This window comes from Vibrio sp. YT-19(2023), from assembly GCF_033337395.1.
Window position 1 is genome coordinate 30,229 of the sequence record NZ_JAWOQN010000023.1, and the last position, 20,095, is coordinate 50,323.

General features: G+C 49.0%; 1 protein-coding gene. It reads left to right on the forward strand.

All coding sequences use genetic code 11. The features are described from left to right. Positions 1 to 176 precede the first annotated feature (176 nt). Entirely contained in the window at positions 177 to 20,003 is a 19,827-nt protein-coding gene (locus R7E78_RS16900) for a tandem-95 repeat protein (RefSeq protein WP_318058083.1), read from the forward strand. Positions 20,004 to 20,095: the final 92 nt, after the last annotated feature.

The following is a 20,095-nucleotide window of genomic DNA, read 5'->3' on the forward strand; positions in this document are numbered from 1 at the left end:
GCACTAATTGCTTTAATGACAACAAGTAAGGATCTTTATACTGGGTTTTCAAATTTTTTTGTTTTTATGGAACTCGAAAGGTATGAAAAAAGTTGTATAAAAAAGTTGGTTTCTAAAAATGGTGTCCTTTACTGCCTCTAAATACGATCAGTTAGCTAAAAGCAACGGAGGCTGTAATGGCAGGCGACACTAATCAAGAAAAAGACAATGAAAAGCTTAACGATGCGGTAGAGCAAACAGAAACGAAGGATACGGGGACAAAAGAAGAAAAACAGCAGTCGACCGTCTCTTCGACTGTAGCGACTGGTGCTGAAAGTGCAGATGCTGTTGATGAAGCCAATCGTGCGATGGAAGAAAATCCTAGTGGCGCGGGTACGGAAGAAGAAGCAGTGAGCTCGGGTGGCGCAGTTCAAGAAGAGGATACTGAAAGTAGCAGCGACTCTGACGCTGCACAATCCAATGTTGTTGATAGTGTAGCTTCTAGCGGAGAATCAGGTGACGAGGCTCTGGGCAGCGATGGTTCGGATTCTGGGGCGGGTGCTCAAGCGGTCGGTGGTGGTGATGCCTCTGGCTCTGAAGGTGGTTCGGACGCAGAAGGCAATGAAGCGCAAGGACAAGCGGTACAAACTTCATCTGCGCCAAGTGCTTCTTCAGACTCTGAAGGTTCTCAAGGTGGTGACGAGCTAGATTCAGAAACCACTGAAGAGAGCTTCGCGGTGGATGTACAAGACACTAGCGAAGAAACCACGACGCAAGTAGAAGACGATTTTGACTCCGAAACTACGAGCGAAACGTTCCAAATTAAAGTCGAAGGTGAAAATGACGCGCCAGAAGTAGGGCAAGATCTGGCATACATCATGGATGAAGATGGCACTATTACCTTCACGCAAGAACAACTTCTCGGGTACGCGAGTGATGTTGATGGCGATAATCTTGCCGCATTCAACGTGCAAGTGGGTGCTAATGCATCGGTTGTGGATAATGGTGATGGCACTTATACCGTCACACCTGATACAGATTTTAATGGTGAACTCGACTTAACGTTTGATATCAGTGATGGTCAAGAAACCATTTCTAGCTCGATTGATTTAACTGTTCGTCCAATCAATGACGCACCAGTGCCGGAAGATAAAACCTTTGAGATTGAAGAGGATGGTACGCTGATCTTCACCGATGCTGACCTGCTTGCTGGCGCAACGGATATTGAAGGCGATAACCTCACAGTTGAAGGTGTGAGTTACGATGGTGGCGACGGCATCCTGACCGATAACGGTAATGGGACTTATAGTTTTGCGCCAAATGAAAACTTCAATGGTGATGTAAACTTCAGCTTTGATGTTTCCGACGGCACAGATACGGTTTCTGCCAACATTGATGTCAGTGTTACGCCTGTCGATGACGCACCAGTATCTGGCAATCTTGCTTACTCGGTGGATGAAGATGGCTCGATTCGTTTGAGCCAAGAGCAGTTGTTGTCGCAAGCTTCCGATGTGGAAGGCGATGCACTGACGGCATCTAATCTTTCGGTAGATGGCAACGCGACGGTGACTCAAAACGACGATGGTAGCTTCACTATCACGCCGGACGCAGATTTCAACGGTGATATCGACATCAGCTTCGATATTTCCGATGGCACGAACACCGTTCAAGCAACCGCTGATCTAACGGTTAATCCAATCAACGATTTGCCTGTTCCTCAAGACCAGCAGTTCAGCGTGGAAGAAGATGGCACGCTGATCTTTACGGACGCAGACCTGCTCAGTGGTGCAACGGATATTGAAGGCGATAACCTAACAGTTGAAGGTGTGAGCTACGACGGTAGCGATGGCATCCTGACCGACAACGGCAATGGGACTTACACTTTTGCGCCAAATGAAAATTTCAATGGTGATGTGAACTTCAGCTTTGATGTATCCGATGGCACAGATACGGTTTCTGCCAACATTGATGTAAGCGTCACACCAGTCGATGATGCGCCAGTGTCTGGCAATCTTGCTTACTCGGTGGACGAAGATGGCTCGATTCGTTTAAGCCAAGAGCAGTTGTTGTCGCAAGCTTCTGACGTGGAAGGCGATGCACTGACGGCTTCTAACCTTTCGGTAGATGGCAACGCGACGGTGACTCAAAATGACGATGGTAGCTTCACCATCACGCCGGACGCAGATTTCAACGGTGATATCGACATTAGCTTTGATATTTCAGATGGCACGAATACCGTTCAAGCAACCGCTGACCTAACCGTTAATCCAATCAACGATCTGCCTGTTCCTCAAGACCAACAGTTTAGTGTGGAAGAGGACGGCACGCTGCAATTTACTGAAGCGGATCTGCTTGCTGGTGCGACCGACATTGAAGGCGATGACCTTTCTGTAACGGGAATCAGCTATGAAGGCACCGACGGCGTTCTAACTGACAATGGCGATGGCACGTATAGCTTTGCGCCAAATGAGAACTTCAATGGCGATGTAAACTTCAGCTTCGACGTGTCTGATGGCACAGATACGGTTTCAGCGAATGTAGATGTGAGCGTTACGCCGGTGAATGATCCTCCGGTGGCAGGCTCAACGTCTTACACGGTTCACGAAGACAACTCTATTACCATTTCTGACGCGCAGCTGTTGGCAAACTCTTCGGATTTAGAAGGGGATGTCTCGATTGATAGCGTGAGCTACTCTGGCAGCGATGGTGTGTTGCAAATCAATGGTGACGGTACGTACACCTTCTCTCCAAATGAAAACTTTAATGGTGAAGTGACGCTTGATGTTGTCGTCGCTGATGAAGAAGGCGCAACGGATGCCACCACTGCTGGCATTACGGTGCTGGAAGTGAACGATCCACCAGTCGCAGGACCAACTTCTTACACCATTGATGAAGATTCAGTTCTGACCTTCAGTGAATCGCAAGTGCTGCTGAATGCCTCTGATGTGGAAGGCGATGTAGAGCTTGTTGGCATTAGTTACGATGGTCCGGATGGCATTTTCACCGTTAACGATGATGGCACGTGCAGCTTCGCGCCAAACGAGAACTTTAACGGGCAAGTTCAACTTGATGTGACCATTCGAGATGAAGATGGAGCAGAAGTTGATACCGTCATTAATGTGAATGTATTGCCAATCAATGATGCGCCAGTATCGGGTGGTTTGGCTTACAGCGTTAATGAAGACGGTGCGATTACACTCAGCCAAGAACAGCTTCTTTCTCAAGCGTCTGATATTGAGGGAGATGGTCTGACTGCTAGCGATTTGACTGTAGATGGAAACGCAACCGTCACAGCGAACGACGATGGCAGCTTCACGATTACGCCAGATGCGGACTTTAATGGTGACATTGATATCCAATTCAACATTACGGACGGCACAGACACTATCCAAGCAACGGCGGATCTAACGGTTAATCCGGTTAACGATCTTCCTGTTCCTCAAGACCAGCAGTTTAGTGTTGAAGAAGACGGCACGCTTCAGTTTACTGACGCAGACTTGCTTGCTGGCGCGACCGACATCGATGGCGATAACTTAACGGTTGATGGCATTAGCTACACAGGCAGCGATGGTGTGCTGACTGACCACGGTGATGGTACTTACACCTTTGCACCAAACGAAAACTTCAACGGTGATGTCAGCTTTAGCTTTGGTGTTTCTGACGGCACTGAGACCGTACCAGCAAATGTGGACGTGAGCGTCACTCCAGTCAACGATCCTCCGGTTGCGGGTGCAACGTCTTACATGGTTGATGAAGACAACGCGATTACCATTTCCGACGAGCAGCTTCTGGCTAACTCTTCGGATGTGGAAGGCGCAGTGTCCATCGATAGCGTGACCTATTCAGGCACCGATGGCGTATTCCAAGACAACGGTGACGGCACTTACACCTTCATGCCGAATGAGAACTTCAGCGGTGATATCAGCCTTGATGTGATTGTGGCGGATGAGCAAGGTGCGATTGACGAAACGACTGCAGGCATTACCGTCATTGAAGTGAATGACCCTCCAGTTGCCGGTCCAACGTCTTACACGATTGACGAAGATTCAGTACTGACATTCAGTGAGTCACAAATTCTTGCTAACGCATCTGATATCGAGGGCGATGTAGAGCTTGTTGGCATCAGCTATGAAGGCTCGGATGGTATCTTTACCGTCAATGGCGATGGTACTTGTAGCTTTGCACCAAACGAGAACTTCAATGGTCAAGTTCAGTTGGATGTGACCATTCAAGATGAGAATGGGGCAACCGTTGATACGCACATCAATGTCGATGTATTGCCAATCAACGATCCACCAGTATCGGGTGATTTGGCTTACACCATCAACGAAGACAGCTCAATCACGCTAAGCCAAGAGCAGCTGCTTGCCCAAGCGGGCGATATTGATAGCGAGAACCTTGAAGCCATCAATCTATCGACAGATGACAACGCAACGATTCAATACAACGATGATGGCAGTTACACCATCACACCGGATGAAAACTACAACGGCGACCTAGATCTGACCTTCGATATCATTGATAACGATGGTGGCTCGGTACAAGTTGGTCTGGACATTACGGTTAATCCTGTGAATGACTTGCCACAAGCGCAAGATCAACAGTTCACGGTAGAAGAAGATGGCACCTTGCTGTTCACGGATGCAGACCTATTGGAAGGCGCATCGGATATTGATGGCGATGATCTGTCTATCGAAAACGTTCTCTACACAGGTGCAGATGGTGTGCTTACCGACAATGGCGATGGCACCTACAGCTTCGCGCCGAATGAGAACTTCAACGGTGATGTTCAGTTCACATTCGATGTGTCTGACGGCACAGGTTCAACACCAGCATTCATTGATGTCAGCGTGACACCAGTGAACGATCCGCCGGTGGCAGGTTCTACGTCTTACACGGTTCAAGAAGACGGTCAAATCACCATCAGTGACGAGCAGTTGTTAGCCAACTCTTCTGATGTGGAAGGCGACGTAGCCTTGGCGAATGTTAGCTACTCTGGTAACGACGGTAGCTTCGTGGACAATGGCGACGGCACATATACCTTCACACCAAATGAGAACTTTGACGGTAACATTTCGCTCGACGTTACGGTCATCGACCAAGATGGTGCAACGGATACGACAACCGCAGGCATCGATGTTATCGCGGTGAACGACGCTCCTGAAACATCAGGCATTCAAGCTGAAGTGGATGAAGATAACGCCATCACCATCACGCAAGAACAGTTGCTTGCGAATGCGACAGACATTGAAGGTGATGACCTTGTTGCCAGCAATCTACAAACCAATGACCCAGATGCGACGATCGTAGCCAACGATGATGGTTCATTCACCATTACGCATACGGAAAACTTTAACGGTGAGTTGGACTTCACTTATAACATCAGCGATGGCGAAAATGATGTTCTGACCACGTTGGATCTGACCGTTAATCCTGTCAACGATGCGCCAGAAGCGGGCGACGAGATCTTTATTCAAGCAGAAGAAGACCAAACAGTGGGTGTTTCTCTGCGTGAAGAGCCTGCGTTACGTCTCGACCAAGCCCCTGAAAACGGCATCATTGAAGCAAATCTAAATGACGAATGGGTACAGCTAGAAGTCGGGCAGGAGGTGCCTGCAGACACGGAAGTGCGCTTCATTCCAAACGATGATGCATTGGCGAACGGTACGCATACGAGTAAAATTGGTACCTTTGATGACAACGCTAGCCTCGATGATTGGGGGACTGCTGTTGACCCTTACACACGTGAGTTTGTTGATGGTGATTTGAAAGTTACCGTTCAAAGTAATGACGACCCACTCGGTGCGTGGAATGGTAAAACACACATCGGTCACGGTATTGGCGATACTGACCGCCAAGGCTTGAGCGGTGATGAAAAACTGACTGTGACCGTTGAAGGCCAAGACATCAACGAAATCAGCTTCCACCTAGATGGTCTAGGCGGCTGGTTTATGGAAGAGTCTCGCCACTTTACGGAAGTCGAAATTCGCGCCTTTAACTCTGATGGTGACTTGATCGACTCGATGACTTACCACAAAGAAGATCGTGGTAGCTATGAGACGGATTACACCCTAACGGTGAACGAACCGGTATCTTACTTTGAGCTAGGTACGATTCAAGGTAACGGTACTTACGTGGTTCAAAACATGACGGTTTCGCAAACTTGTCATGATGAAGCGGTGTTCACATCTATTGGCGTGGACGGCACGGAAATCACGGAAACGGTAGAACTGAATATCCGTGAAGGTGACAGTGAAATCGAACTGACCGCTGACCTGCCAAATGTGACCATCGATACCGAAGGTTCTACGCAGTTTGCCTCTGTGGTAATCACAGAAGAACAGCTTTTAGCACAAGCGAGTGATATCGATAGCGATGTTCTTGATATTCAAAACCTAGAGCTGGTGGGGGATAACGCGGAGCACGCTACGTTAACCGACAACGGCGATGGTACGTGGACAGTCACACCAGATGAGAACTTCTACGGTGAGATTGAGCTTGGCTACCAAGTTACGGATGGTGAGCTAACCGACGACAACATCATCAACATCAACTTCGAAGCAGTAAATGATGCGCCAATCGTTTCTGGTCCGATTGTGTTGTCGACTGATGAGGATGTGGGCATTACGTTTAGCGCGGACGATTTGCTTGCCAATGCAAGTGATGTGGAAGGCGATGCGTTGTCTATCTCTGATATCTCTTACAGCGGTGACAACGGTGAGCTTGTCGACAATGGCGACGGCACTTACACCTTTATGCCGAATGAAAACTTCAATGGTGAAGTCGACATCGATTACAAAGTCTTCGATGGCACCGATGAAGTCGATACCCATCTAGATCTGACCGTTATTCCAGTCAACGATGTGCCAGTTCCTGGTGCGCCGCTGCATACTCAAATGCTAGAAAACGGCACCATCATCATCGAAGCAAAAGACCTGTTATCAGGTGCGACCGATGTGGATGGCGACATTCTGCATATCGAGAACCTGCTGCTTGTTGATCAGTCACAAGGTACGTTGACAGACAACGGCGACAACACCTTTACCTTCGAGCCAACTTCGAACTTCTACGGCGAAGTGAACCTGACCTTCGACATCAGCGATGGTCAAGCAAGCGCACCAAGCACAGCGAAGATCGATGTTGAGATCGTCAACGAAGGTCCAGAGGTCAGCGGCCCTGTTGATGCGGTCGTCGATGAAGATGGCTCAATTACCATCACTCAAGAAGACTTGTTAGCGAACGCGACGGACGTGGATGGTGACAACCTTGAAGCGGTGAACCTGTCGACCAACGATCCTAATGCAACCATCGTTGAGAACGCTGATGGTAGCTTCACGATTACACCGAGTGAAAACTTCTTTGGTGAAATCGAATTTACTTATGACGTAACTGACGCGATTGAAACCGTCGCCGCGGATCTAAACCTCACCGTTAACCCAGTGAACGACCTACCAGATGTGCCTGATTTGTCCTTCACCACAGAAGACGGCGAAGCTATCACGATTACTGAAGCAGAGCTGCTGGCTCAAGCAACGGACATCGAAGGCGATGACCTGTCTGTTGTTAACGTGACGAGTTTAAGCGATACGGTTCAAGTAACAGACAATGGCGATGGCACTTACACGTTAACGCCAGAGCAAGGCTTCTTTGGTAATGTTGACCTCACGTTTGATGTGAGCGATGGCACCGATGTGGTGGCGGCAAACATCGACTTGAAAGTTGAGTTCGTCAACGATGCACCAGAAGCAGCGCCAATCGTGGCAGACGTTGACGAGGATGGCTCTATCCTCGTGACACAAGAAATGCTGCTTGAAAACGCCAGCGATCAAGATGGTGATGACCTATACGCAACGGCACTAGAAACCAATGACCCGAATGCCTCTATCGTGGATAACGGCGACGGCACCTTTACCGTTACGCCTTCACAGCACTTCAACGGAGAGATCGAGTTTACTTATGAAGTGAGCGACGGTGAATTGAGTGTTGCCAATGAAATGACGTTGACGGTGAACCCAGTCAATGACATTCCAATTGTTGCGCCTGGCATGTACCACATTGAAGAGGATGGCAGCATCCTGTTCACGCAAGAAGATCTTCTAAGCGGTGCGATTGATATCGATGGTGATAACCTCACTGTTACGAGCATTAACTACTCGGGTGATGAAGGTACTGTAACGGACAACGGTGACGGTACATTTAGCTTCGTACCAGAAGAGCACTTCAGTGGTGACTTGCAGTTCAGCTTTACGGTTTCTGACGGCACTGATGAAGTTGAGCAAGACATTAATGTCCATATCGAAGCCGTGGCAGATGCGCCAGACCTAGTCATCACTGATGGCGACGGTCGAAACGTGGATGACCAAGCGATCTTGGTTGAGCCAGGCGGTATTGTTGAAGTGAACATTGCCGCAGCATTGGTTGACCAAGACTTGTCAGAAACGCTGACTGTGACCGTGGATGGCGTTCCTGAAGGTTCGGTGATCAGCTACGACAACGAAGGGGTGCTTAACGATCAAGACAACGGTATCACCAGTTTCAACGATACTGAAATCACGGTTACGTTTGAAGGTGAAACCGCGGGTTACCAAAACACAGCGGGTTACTACAAAGTCGATGAAGATGGCAACATCACGGGCGTTGAAGTGGTGTACGAAAACGCCTCTCAAGTTGGCGGAGGTGGTGACCTAGTTCCGGGACAAGATCAATTCAGCTTCCAAATCTCGGAAGGGGAAAGCTTCAACCTATTCTTGATTCCTAACGGTCATAACTTCAATGACTTTGCGTCCATGCAAGATGGTCAGTACGAGTTCCGTGCAGCAGATGGCTCTCCTGCGAACATGGATACAGTTGACCCACAACTCGTGTTTGTTGGCGCTGATGGTTCTGAAACCGTGATTCAAAGCCAATTCGGTGATGCTGTCTTCCATGGTGGTTCAAGCTCAGAGCTGAACCAAGATGGTATTGAACATACCCGAACTACTGTGAACGAAGACGGTGAACTGGTTTACGGCTTTGAAGATCTCTACGGTGGCGGCGATGCCGATTACACCGACTTCAACTTCACCATTGATGTAGGTGAAGTGAACAGCCAGATCTACAGCGGTGAAGTGACAGTCGGTCCAGATGGTTCTGTAACGCTTCCAACCACAGCAATTGAACAAGAGCTACAGATTCAATTGCCAGAAGACTTTAACCAACAGCTAGAAATCAATGTAACGGCAACGGCAACAGAGCTATCAAATAATGATTCTGAAACCGTTTCTCAAACCATCTATGTCAATGCAACAGGTGCCCACATTGAACATGCGCCTGAAGCATTGCCTGTTTCAGCGATGGTTGAAGAAGATGGTTCAATCCTAATTACGCAAGAAGATTTGCTTGCTAATGCGCGTGACTTGGATGGAGACCAACTGACAGCGCTGAATTTGGCAACGGATGATGAAAACATCACCATCACAGACAATGGCGACGGTACTTACACCTTAACGCCAGATGCGGACTTTAATGGTGATATCACCTTTACGTTCGATGTGTCTGACGGCGATGATGTTGTCTCTACCAACCTTGAGTTATTGGTGTCACCAGTTAACGATGCGCCTGAACCACAAGATCAAGCGTTCACTGTTGGTGAAGATGGTGTGCTGACCTTTACTGATGCGGATCTGCTAACAGGCGCTACCGATATTGAAGGGGATGATCTATCTGTTGAGGGCGTCACTTACACAGGCGCAGACGGCGTTCTTACTGACAATGGTGATGGTACTTACAGCTTCGCACCAAACGAGAACTTCAATGGCGACGTGAACTTCACTTTCGATGTTTCCGATGGAACGGATACTGTGACCGCGAATATCGATGTAACAGTGACGCCAGAGAACGATCCACCGGTTGCAGGCAGCACGGCTTACACCGTTCATGAAGACAATTCGATTACCATCAGTGACGAACAGCTATTAGCGAACTCATCGGATATTGAAGGCGATGTGTTGATTGATAGCGTGAGCTACAGCGGTAACGATGGTGTGTTAGAAATCAACGGTGACGGTACTTACACCTTCTCACCAAACGAGAACTTCAGCGGCGAGGTGAGCCTAGATGTTGTCGTTGTCGATGAAGAAGGTGCAACGGACTCTACCACTGCTGGCATTACTGTGATTGAGGTAAATGACCCACCAATCGCAGGTCCTACCGCATACACTATCGATGAAGACCAAGTTCTAACCTTTAGTGAATCGCAAGTGCTACTGAATGCTTCGGATGTTGAAGGCGACGTTGAGCTAGTAGGCATCAGCTACGACGGTCCAGATGGTATCTTCTCAGTAAACGGTGATGGCACTTGTAGCTTTGCACCGAATGAAAACTTCAACGGTCAAGTACAGTTGGATGTGACCATTCGCGATGAAGATGGCGCAGAGGTTGATACTTACATCACAGTCGATGTCTTACCAATCAATGATGCACCTGTATCTGGTAACTTGGCGTACAGCGTTGATGAAGACAATTCGATCACCATTAGTAACGAACAGCTGTTGGCTAACTCGTCTGATATAGAAGGCGAAGTGGCGATTGATAGCGTCAGCTACAGCGGCACAGATGGTGTGTTCCAAGACAATGGTGACGGTACGTACACCTTCTCGCCAAACGAGAACTTCAATGGTGAAGTGAGCCTAGATGTTGTCGTGGTCGATGAAGACGGTGCGACGGATTCAACTACCGCAGGTATTACAGTACTTGAGGTGAACGATCCACCAATCGCAGGTGCGACCAGCTACTCAGTGAACGAAGACGAAGTCATCACCATTAGCTCTGAACAGCTATTGGCGAACGCTTCTGATGTTGAAGGTGAAGTTGCGATTGATAGCGTCAGCTACAGCGGCTCCGACGGTATCTTTACCGATAACGGTGACGGTACATTCAGCTTCGCACCAAACGCCAACTTCGATGGCGATGTCAGCCTAGATGTTGTGGTTGTTGATGAAGACGGTGCAACTGCGGCAACTAACGCAAACATCGATGTATTGCCAATCAACGATGCGCCAGTATCGGGCAACTTGGCTTACAGTGTCGATGAAGACAATTCAATTACGCTAAGCCAAGAACAGCTTCTTGCTCAAGCATCGGATGTAGAAGGTGACGCGCTAACCGCGACTAACCTAGTGGTTGACGGTGATGCAACGGTCACGGCAAACGATGATGGTAGCTTCACCATCACGCCTGATGCGAACTTCAATGGCGACATTGATATCACGTTCGACATCAACGACGGCACCGACGCTATTGTTGCAACAGCTGACCTGACGGTTAATCCAGTTAACGACCTACCACAGCCAGAAGATCAAGCGTTCACCATTGGTGAAGATGGCGTCTTGTTGTTCACTGATGAGGATCTGCTTGATGGCGCAACAGATATCGATGGCGATGACCTATCGGTTGAAGGCGTGAGCTACACAGGCGCTGATGGTGTTCTAACCGACAATGGTGATGGCACTTACAGCTTCGCGCCAAACGAAAACTTCAATGGCGACGTGAACTTTACCTTCGATGTTTCCGATGGCACGGATACCGTGACCGCAAATATCGATGTAAGCGTGACGCCAGAGAACGATCCACCAGTGGCAGGCAGCACGTCTTACACGGTGCATGAAGACAATTCGATCACCATCAGTAACGAGCAGTTATTGGCTAACTCATCTGACGTAGAAGGTGAAGTAGCAATCGACACCGTCAGCTACAGTGGCGCAGATGGCGTGTTCCAAGACAATGGTGACGGTACTTACACCTTCTCGCCAAACGAGAACTTCAATGGTGAAGTGAGCCTAGATGTTGTCGTGGTAGATGAAGACGGTGCGACGGACTCAACCACCGCTGGCATTACTGTTCTTGAGGTGAACGACCCACCAATCGCAGGCGCGACCAGCTACTCCGTTAACGAAGATGAAGTCATCACCATTAGCTCTGAGCAGCTATTGGCGAATGCTTCTGATGTTGAAGGTGAGGTGGCGATTGATAGCGTCAGCTACAGCGGCTCCGACGGTATCTTTACTGACAACGGCGATGGCACATTCAGCTTCGCACCAAACGAAAACTTCAACGGTGATGTCAGCCTAGATGTTGTCGTGACCGATGAAGATGGCGCAACTGCGACAACCAACGCGAACATTGATGTATTGCCAGTCAATGATGCTCCGGTATCAGGTGATTTGGCTTACAGCGTGGATGAAGATGGTTCTATCACTCTCAGCCAAGAGCAACTTCTTGCACAAGCAGGCGACGTGGATGGTGATGACCTAACCGCGGCGAACCTCACTGTTGACGGCAATGCGACCGTTGTTGCGAATGACGATGGCAGCTTCATTATCACACCAGATGCGGACTTCAATGGCGACATTGATCTGAGCTTCGACATTACGGACGGCGATGCGACCATTCAAGCCACTGCCGATCTGACTGTGAACCCAGTGAACGACCTACCAACGGTTGGTCAACCACAGTTTGTTACGCAAGAAGACACCAGTTTCACCTTCACCGAAGAGCAACTGCTGCAAAATGCAGGTGATATCGATAGTGATAACCTAACGGTTGAGAACGTTGCTTCTGACAGTGGTACGTTAGTCGACAACGGTGACGGCACGTACACCTTCGCTCCGAATGAAAACTTCGATGGCAACGTGAACGTAACGTTTGATGTCAATGATGGAACCGCTACCGTGCCAGCAGAAGCGAACATTGATGTTCAATCTGTGGTTGATATGCCAGAGCTTTCGATTGCTTCGGACTTGGTGATTGCGTCTGATAACTTCGAGTCTGGCTCGAACGGTTGGAACGCGAACACTGAGAGCTCACAAGGCTTCGAAACGGGCGACATGTTGGGTCGTATTGGTGGCACTGGCGGTAATGAAGCGGTCAGCAAAACCTACGAGATCCCAAGCGATGTTAATGAAGTGAATATCTCGTTTAGCTTCTACGAAATCGATTCTTGGGATGGCGAGTCGTTCCAAATCTTTGTGGGCGGTGAACAGCTAACCACCTTGGAAAACTCCGCGTTCCGTACTCAAGATGGCACGACAACGCTTTACGACTCAGATGGTAATGAAGTGGGTGAAGTGATCCACGGAGCCTCTCAACGTGAAGGCTTCAGTGGTTGGAACGACCAAGCTCACCAAATCAACCTGACGGTTCCTGTCGAGGATGGTGAACTGCAACTCGGCTTCGGTTCAACCTTGAATCAAGACGCTTGGGATGAATCGTTTGGTATCGACAACATCGAAATCACGGTAGCGGACGCGGATTACCAAATCATTGGTACCGAAGATACACCAGTGCCACTTGATATCGATGCAGCGTTAACCGATACAGATGGTTCAGAAAACCTCGCTATCTTGATTGAAGATGTGCCAGAAGGCAGCGCGCTATCAGCGGGTGTTGATAACGGGGACGGCACTTGGTCACTACAACCAGGCGAGCTAGAAGGACTAGAGTTTATTCCTTCTGCGGACTTCAACGGCGATGTGACGCTAATCGTGAACGCAACCTCTACAGATGTGGATACCGGAACCACGGCGACAGCGACGCAAGATGTGACAATTCATATCTCGCCAACCAATGATGCACCAGAAGTGACGGGTGATATCAGCGCAGTCACTGCCGAAGACAACAGCATTACGCTAACTCAAGAGCAGTTACTTGAGCACGCTGTTGATATCGATGGCGATGACCTAAGCGCAATCAACCTGAGCACCAACGATGCAAATGCCACGGTTGAAATGAATGAGGATGGCAGTTTCACCATTACTCCAAGCGAGAACTTCTACGGTGATATCGAGTTCACCTACGATGTGACAGACGGGGAGGAAGTGGTCGCGGCAGGTCTTGACCTAACCGTTACACCAGTCAATGACGCTCCAGAGCCACAAGATCAAGCGTTCACCGTGGGTGAGGATGGTCTTCTTACCTTCACAGACGCAGACTTGTTAACAGGCGCGACGGATGTAGAAGGTGACAACCTAACAGTTGAAGGCGTGACTTACACTGGCACGGACGGTGTCCTAACCGACAATGGCGATGGCACGTACAGCTTCGCGCCTAACGAGAACTTCAATGGCGATGTGAACTTCACGTTTGATGTATCAGACGGTACGGATACAACCTCTGCCAACATTGATGTGAGTGTGACGCCAGAGAACGATCCGCCAGTTGCAGGCAGCACGTCTTACACCGTACATGAAGACAACTCGATCACCATCAGTGATGAGCAACTACTGGCTAATTCGTCTGATATCGAGGGTGATGTTGCGATCAGTAGCGTGAGTTACAGTGGCAACGACGGTGTGCTCGAAATTAATGGCGATGGTACTTACACCTTCTCACCAAACGAAAACTTTACAGGCGATGTTAGCCTTGATGTTGTCGTGGTTGACGAGGACGGCGCGGTTGATACAACAACAGCGGGAATTACCGTTCTTGAAGTGAACGATCCACCAATCGCAGGCGTAACCAGTTACACCATTGATGAAGATGAAGTCATTACCATCAGTGCAGAACAGTTGTTGGCAAACTCTTCCGATATTGAAGGTGAGGTAGCACTAGATAGCGTAAGCTACAGTGGCAGCGAAGGTATCTTTACCGACAATGGTGATGGTACGTTCAGCTTTGCACCAAACCAAAACTTCAATGGTGAAGTGAATCTTGATGTTGTAGTCGTGGACGAAGATGGTGCGACCGCTTCGACGACGGCAAACATTGATGTTCTGCCAATCAATGATGCTCCAGTATCGGGTGACTTGGCTTACAGTGTCGACGAAGACAACTCAATCACGCTAAGCCAAGAACAATTGTTGGCACAAGCAACGGATGTAGAAGGTGATGCACTAACCGCTTCTAACCTAGTGGTTGACGGTGATGCGACGGTTACGGCTAATGACGATGGTAGCTTTACCATTACGCCCGACGCGAACTTCAATGGCGACATTGATATCACGTTTGATATCAGTGATGGTTCTGACACCTTGGTCGCGACGGCAGATCTAACGGTTAATCCAGTTAACGACCTACCACAGCCAGAAGATCAAGCGTTCACCATTGGTGAAGATGGCGTGTTGACCTTTACTGATCAAGACCTGTTGGATGGTGCAACCGATATCGATGGCGATGACCTATCGGTAGAAGGTGTCACATACACTGGCGCGGACGGTGTTCTTACTGACAATGGCGATGGCACATACAGCTTCGCACCGAACGAAAACTTCAATGGCGACGTAAACTTTACCTTCGATGTTTCCGATGGCACGGACACCGTGACCGCGAATATCGATGTGAGTGTGACGCCAGAGAATGATCCACCAGTGGCAGGCAGCACGTCTTACACAGTGCATGAAGATAACTCGATCACCATCAGTGATGAACAGCTACTAGCGAACTCATCGGATATTGAAGGTGATGTATCGATTGATAGCGTGAGCTATAGCGGTAACGATGGTGTGCTGGAAATCAACGGTGATGGCACGTACACCTTCTCGCCAAACGAGAACTTCAATGGCGAAGTGAGCCTAGATGTTGTTGTAATCGACGAAGATGGCGCGACGGATTCAACTACCGCAGGTATCACGGTACTTGAGGTGAACGATCCGCCAATCGCAGGCACAACCAGTTACACCATTGATGAAGATGAAGTCATCACCATCAGTGCAGAACAGTTGTTGGCAAACTCTTCCGATATTGAAGGTGAGGTAGCACTAGATAGCGTGAGCTACAGTGGCAGCGAAGGTATCTTTACCGACAATGGTGATGGTACGTTCAGCTTTGCACCAAACCAAAACTTCAATGGTGAAGTGAATCTTGATGTTGTAGTCGTGGACGAAGATGGTGCGACCGCTTCGACGACGGCAAACATTGATGTTCTGCCAATCAATGATGCTCCAGTATCGGGTGACTTGGCTTACAGTGTCGACGAAGACAACTCAATCACGCTAAGCCAAGAACAATTGTTGGCACAAGCAACGGATGTAGAAGGTGATGCACTAACCGCTTCTAACCTAGTGGTTGACGGTGATGCGACGGTTACGGCTAATGACGATGGTAGCTTTACCATTACGCCTGACGCGAACTTCAATGGCGACATTGATATCACGTTCGATATCAACGATGGCAGCGATACTATCGTTGCAACGGCTGACCTAACGGTTAACCCAGTTAATGACTTACCGCAGCCAGAAGATCAAGCGTTCACTATTGGTGAAGATGGTGTGTTGACCTTCACTGACCAAGATCTGCTTGATGGCGCAACGGATATCGATGGTGATGACCTATCGGTAGAAGGTGTCACTTACACTGGCGCTGATGGTGTCCTAACCGATAACGGTGATGGGACCTACAGCTTTGCTCCAAACGAGAACTTCAATGGTGATGTGAACTTTACCTTCGATGTTTCTGATGGCACGGATACCGTGACCGCGAATATCGATGTGAGTGTGACGCCGGAGAACGATCCACCTGTGGCGGGCAGCACGTCTTACACCGTACATGAAGACAACTCGATCACCATCAGTGACGAGCAACTACTGGCTAATTCGTCGGATATTGAAGGCGACGTAGACATCAGTAGTGTGACTTACAGTGGCAATGATGGCGTCTTCCAAGACAATGGCGATGGTACGTATACCTTCTCTCCAAACGAGAACTTCAATGGCGAGGTTAGCCTAGACGTTGTAGTTGTCGATGAAGAGGGTGCGGCAGACTCAACCACTGCGGGTATTACCGTTCTTGAGGTGAACGATCCACCAATCGCAGGTGCGACAAGTTACTCTGTCAATGAAGACGAAGTCATTATCTTCACGGAAGAGCAACTGCTAGCGCAATCAAGCGATGTGGAAGGCGACGTGAGCCTAGAAAGCGTCTCTTACAGTGGTAGCGACGGCATTCTAACGGCGAATGACGATGGCACTTATAGCTTCGCACCAAATGAAAACTTCAACGGTGGCGTAAGCCTAGACGTAGTAGTGGCTGATGAAGACGGTGCAACTGCGACAACCAACGCGAACATTGATGTATTGCCAGTCAACGATGCTCCGGTATCTGGCGATTTGGCATACAGCGTCGATGAAGACGGTTCAATCACATTGAGTCAAGAGCAGTTACTGGCTCAAGCGGGTGACGTAGACAGCGATAATCTAGAAGCGGTGAACTTAACCGCGGTTGCCAATGCAACCGTTGTTGAGAACCAAGATGGTAGCTTTACGATTACGCCTGATGCGAACTTCAATGGCGATATCGACCTAAGCTTCGACTTGATTGATAACGATGGTGCGAGCGTGGAAGTGGGCGTTGACCTAACGGTGAACCCAGTTAACGATGCGCCGCAATCAACGCCAGTGAATATTGCTGGCACCGAAGATACCACCATTCTTATCACGCAGGACATGTTGCTTGCTAACGCGACAGACATCGATAACACCTACGATGAACTGTCTGCTGTCGACCTAGTGATTGATGAGCAATACGGTGACTTGCTAGACAACGGTGATGGCACTTGGTCATTCACTCCGGAAGAGAACTTCAATGGTGATGTGCCAATGTCGTTCGGCGTCAGCGATGGTGATTTAGTTACGCCGGTTGAAGGCAATCTAAACGTCGAAGCGGTTAACGATGCACCAGAAGCGCCAACCATCCAGATGCAAGGCGAAGAAGATGTGGTCATGGTGATTGACCCAGCTTACATCGCTGATCAAGTTACGGATTTTGATGGTGACGAAATCAGCGTAGAAAGCATCACGGTTCGTGCTCCTGCAAGCGCGACATTAACTCAGCAACCAGATGGTATGTACCACTTGGTGACCACTCAAGACTTTAATGGTTTGGTGGAACTGGGCTACACCGCGACGGATGGTGAAGAAGTGGTTGAAGGCTCGTTGAATGTGGATGTTATTCCAGTCAACGATGCTCCATTCAATGTGGGTAATGCCTTTATGGCAACCGACGAAGATGGCGCATTCACCTTCGACGCTGGCGACCTGATGAACTTGTTCGGCGATATCGATACTGAAAACCTAGTCGTATCACGCATTATCACCGCAGAAGGTGAAGATGGTGGTGAGGTAACAGACAACGGTGATGGTACTTGGACATTCACACCGACTGGCGATTTTGCAGGGGTTTCTGACTTGCAAGTTGTGGTAAGTGACGGTGAGTTTGAAACAGTACTTGATGTACCAGTGTTTGTTCGCCCTGTTGCGGATGGCGCGGTCATCACAACCGACCATGATGGTCCGTTAGTCTTCGGTGAGGACGAAACGGGTCACCTAGGCTTGAATGTCGGTCTAATCGACGATTCAGAAACGCTAAGTAACCTAGTGATGACTGGTTTCCCTGTTGGCTTCGAAGTTACGGATGGTGTGAACACCATTACCATTACGGAACCGGGTCAATGCATCGACTTGAACGAGTGGGATATTTCAGACTTGCAAATGACGCCTCCGGCTGACTTTAATGGCGAGTTCTTCGTAACCGTGACCGCAACAACGGTGGATTATGGTGACGAGCCAGAAGAGTTCGAAGATGGTATCGATTCAGGTGACTTCGAAACCCTAGCGGGTGAACCCGTTATCCTAACCGCTGATGACCTAATCGGATTGGCAGAAAACGTAGACGCTGACGCGGGTGATGAAGTGAAATTCGTTCACCTAGCTGATCGCAGCCAAGGTGAGATAGTCGATAACGGTGATGGCACATGGACATTCAATCCAGCACCAGGCTTTACTGGTGAAGCGGATATCGCTTACGTGATTGATAAAGACGGTGTGCTTCATGATGAGCAAACAGGCGTGGTCGTGAAAGAAGACGCACCACAAGAGAATGCTTCTCCAGAAATCGACAGCATTTCTACCACAGAGATGGCAGCGGATGGCACCTTGTCGTTCACCAACGATGACATGCTATCGACCTTGAGCGATGCAGAAGGCGACAGCTTGAGCATTGAGTCAGTGAGCCTAATGGAAGGTCAAGGTGTGATAGAGACCGATAATCAAGGTAACTACCAATTCACACCAGCAGAAGGCTACACCGGAGATGTTCAAGTTGGCTTTATTGCAACTGACGGTGAAAACCGCATTGAGAGCTTCTTTAATGTCGACATCCAAGGTGAGAGTGAAACCACAACTAGCGAAGGCTACGCACTGGCTGATGATGGTTCACTAACACTAACGGAAGCACAGTTGATTGATGAGCTTGGCATTAGCCCTTCAGCAGAAGTGTTGGATGTCGCCGATGCAAACGATGCAGGTTTCTTCGCGAAATCAGGTGATGAAGAGTGGACATACTGGCCGAACGATGACTTCGATGGCAATTTGGCTATGGATGTTCAGGTCAACGACAACGGTGAGGTATCGACTCAGAATCTGAGCATCCAAGTTGCGGACGACTCAGCGCAAAGCGAGGAGCCACAAATCCAAACTGCTCAAGCATCATCAGAGCAGCAAGTCGGCGAAGCGCAACAGCCTGAAGAGCAAGCAGCAAACGGTGCAGACAGTGAAGAGGAGAGCGCAGCTGATGTGACTGCAGCACCAGGCGATACCATTTCTATCTCGGTTCCAGATGAGGTCAGTGGTAACGAATCGGTGGATTATGCAGAAATGTCCGGTCTACCTGATGGTGCATCAGTAAGCAACGCACTGGATAATGGCGATGGCAGCTTCACATTAAGTGGCAACCTGAACCAACCAGTATCGGTTGACCTACCAGAAGGTTACGAAGGTACGAGCGAAATCCAATTCCAAGGTTACGACGAATTGGGCAGCGCAGTAGAAGGTGCGAGTGGTACAGTTGAAGTTGAAGTCGATGATCAATACACCATGCAAAGTTCTGCTCAAGATCAGCAACCAGATATGGCGGGTATGGAATCTGGCGGCAGCGACTGGACAAGTGCGGGAGGTCAAGATCAAGGTGTTGACTTCACGGATGACTCTGGCAGCTTCGACTCGGATACTCAAACGGGTACTGACCAAGGCAACGATTTCGATCAAAGCTCAATGTAACCAGTCCTAGACGAGGGCAGTGTCATTGCTGCCCGAACCAAAGCCATGCAGAGCCTACTTTGCATGGCTTTTTTGTTGGTCTTCTTTCTATG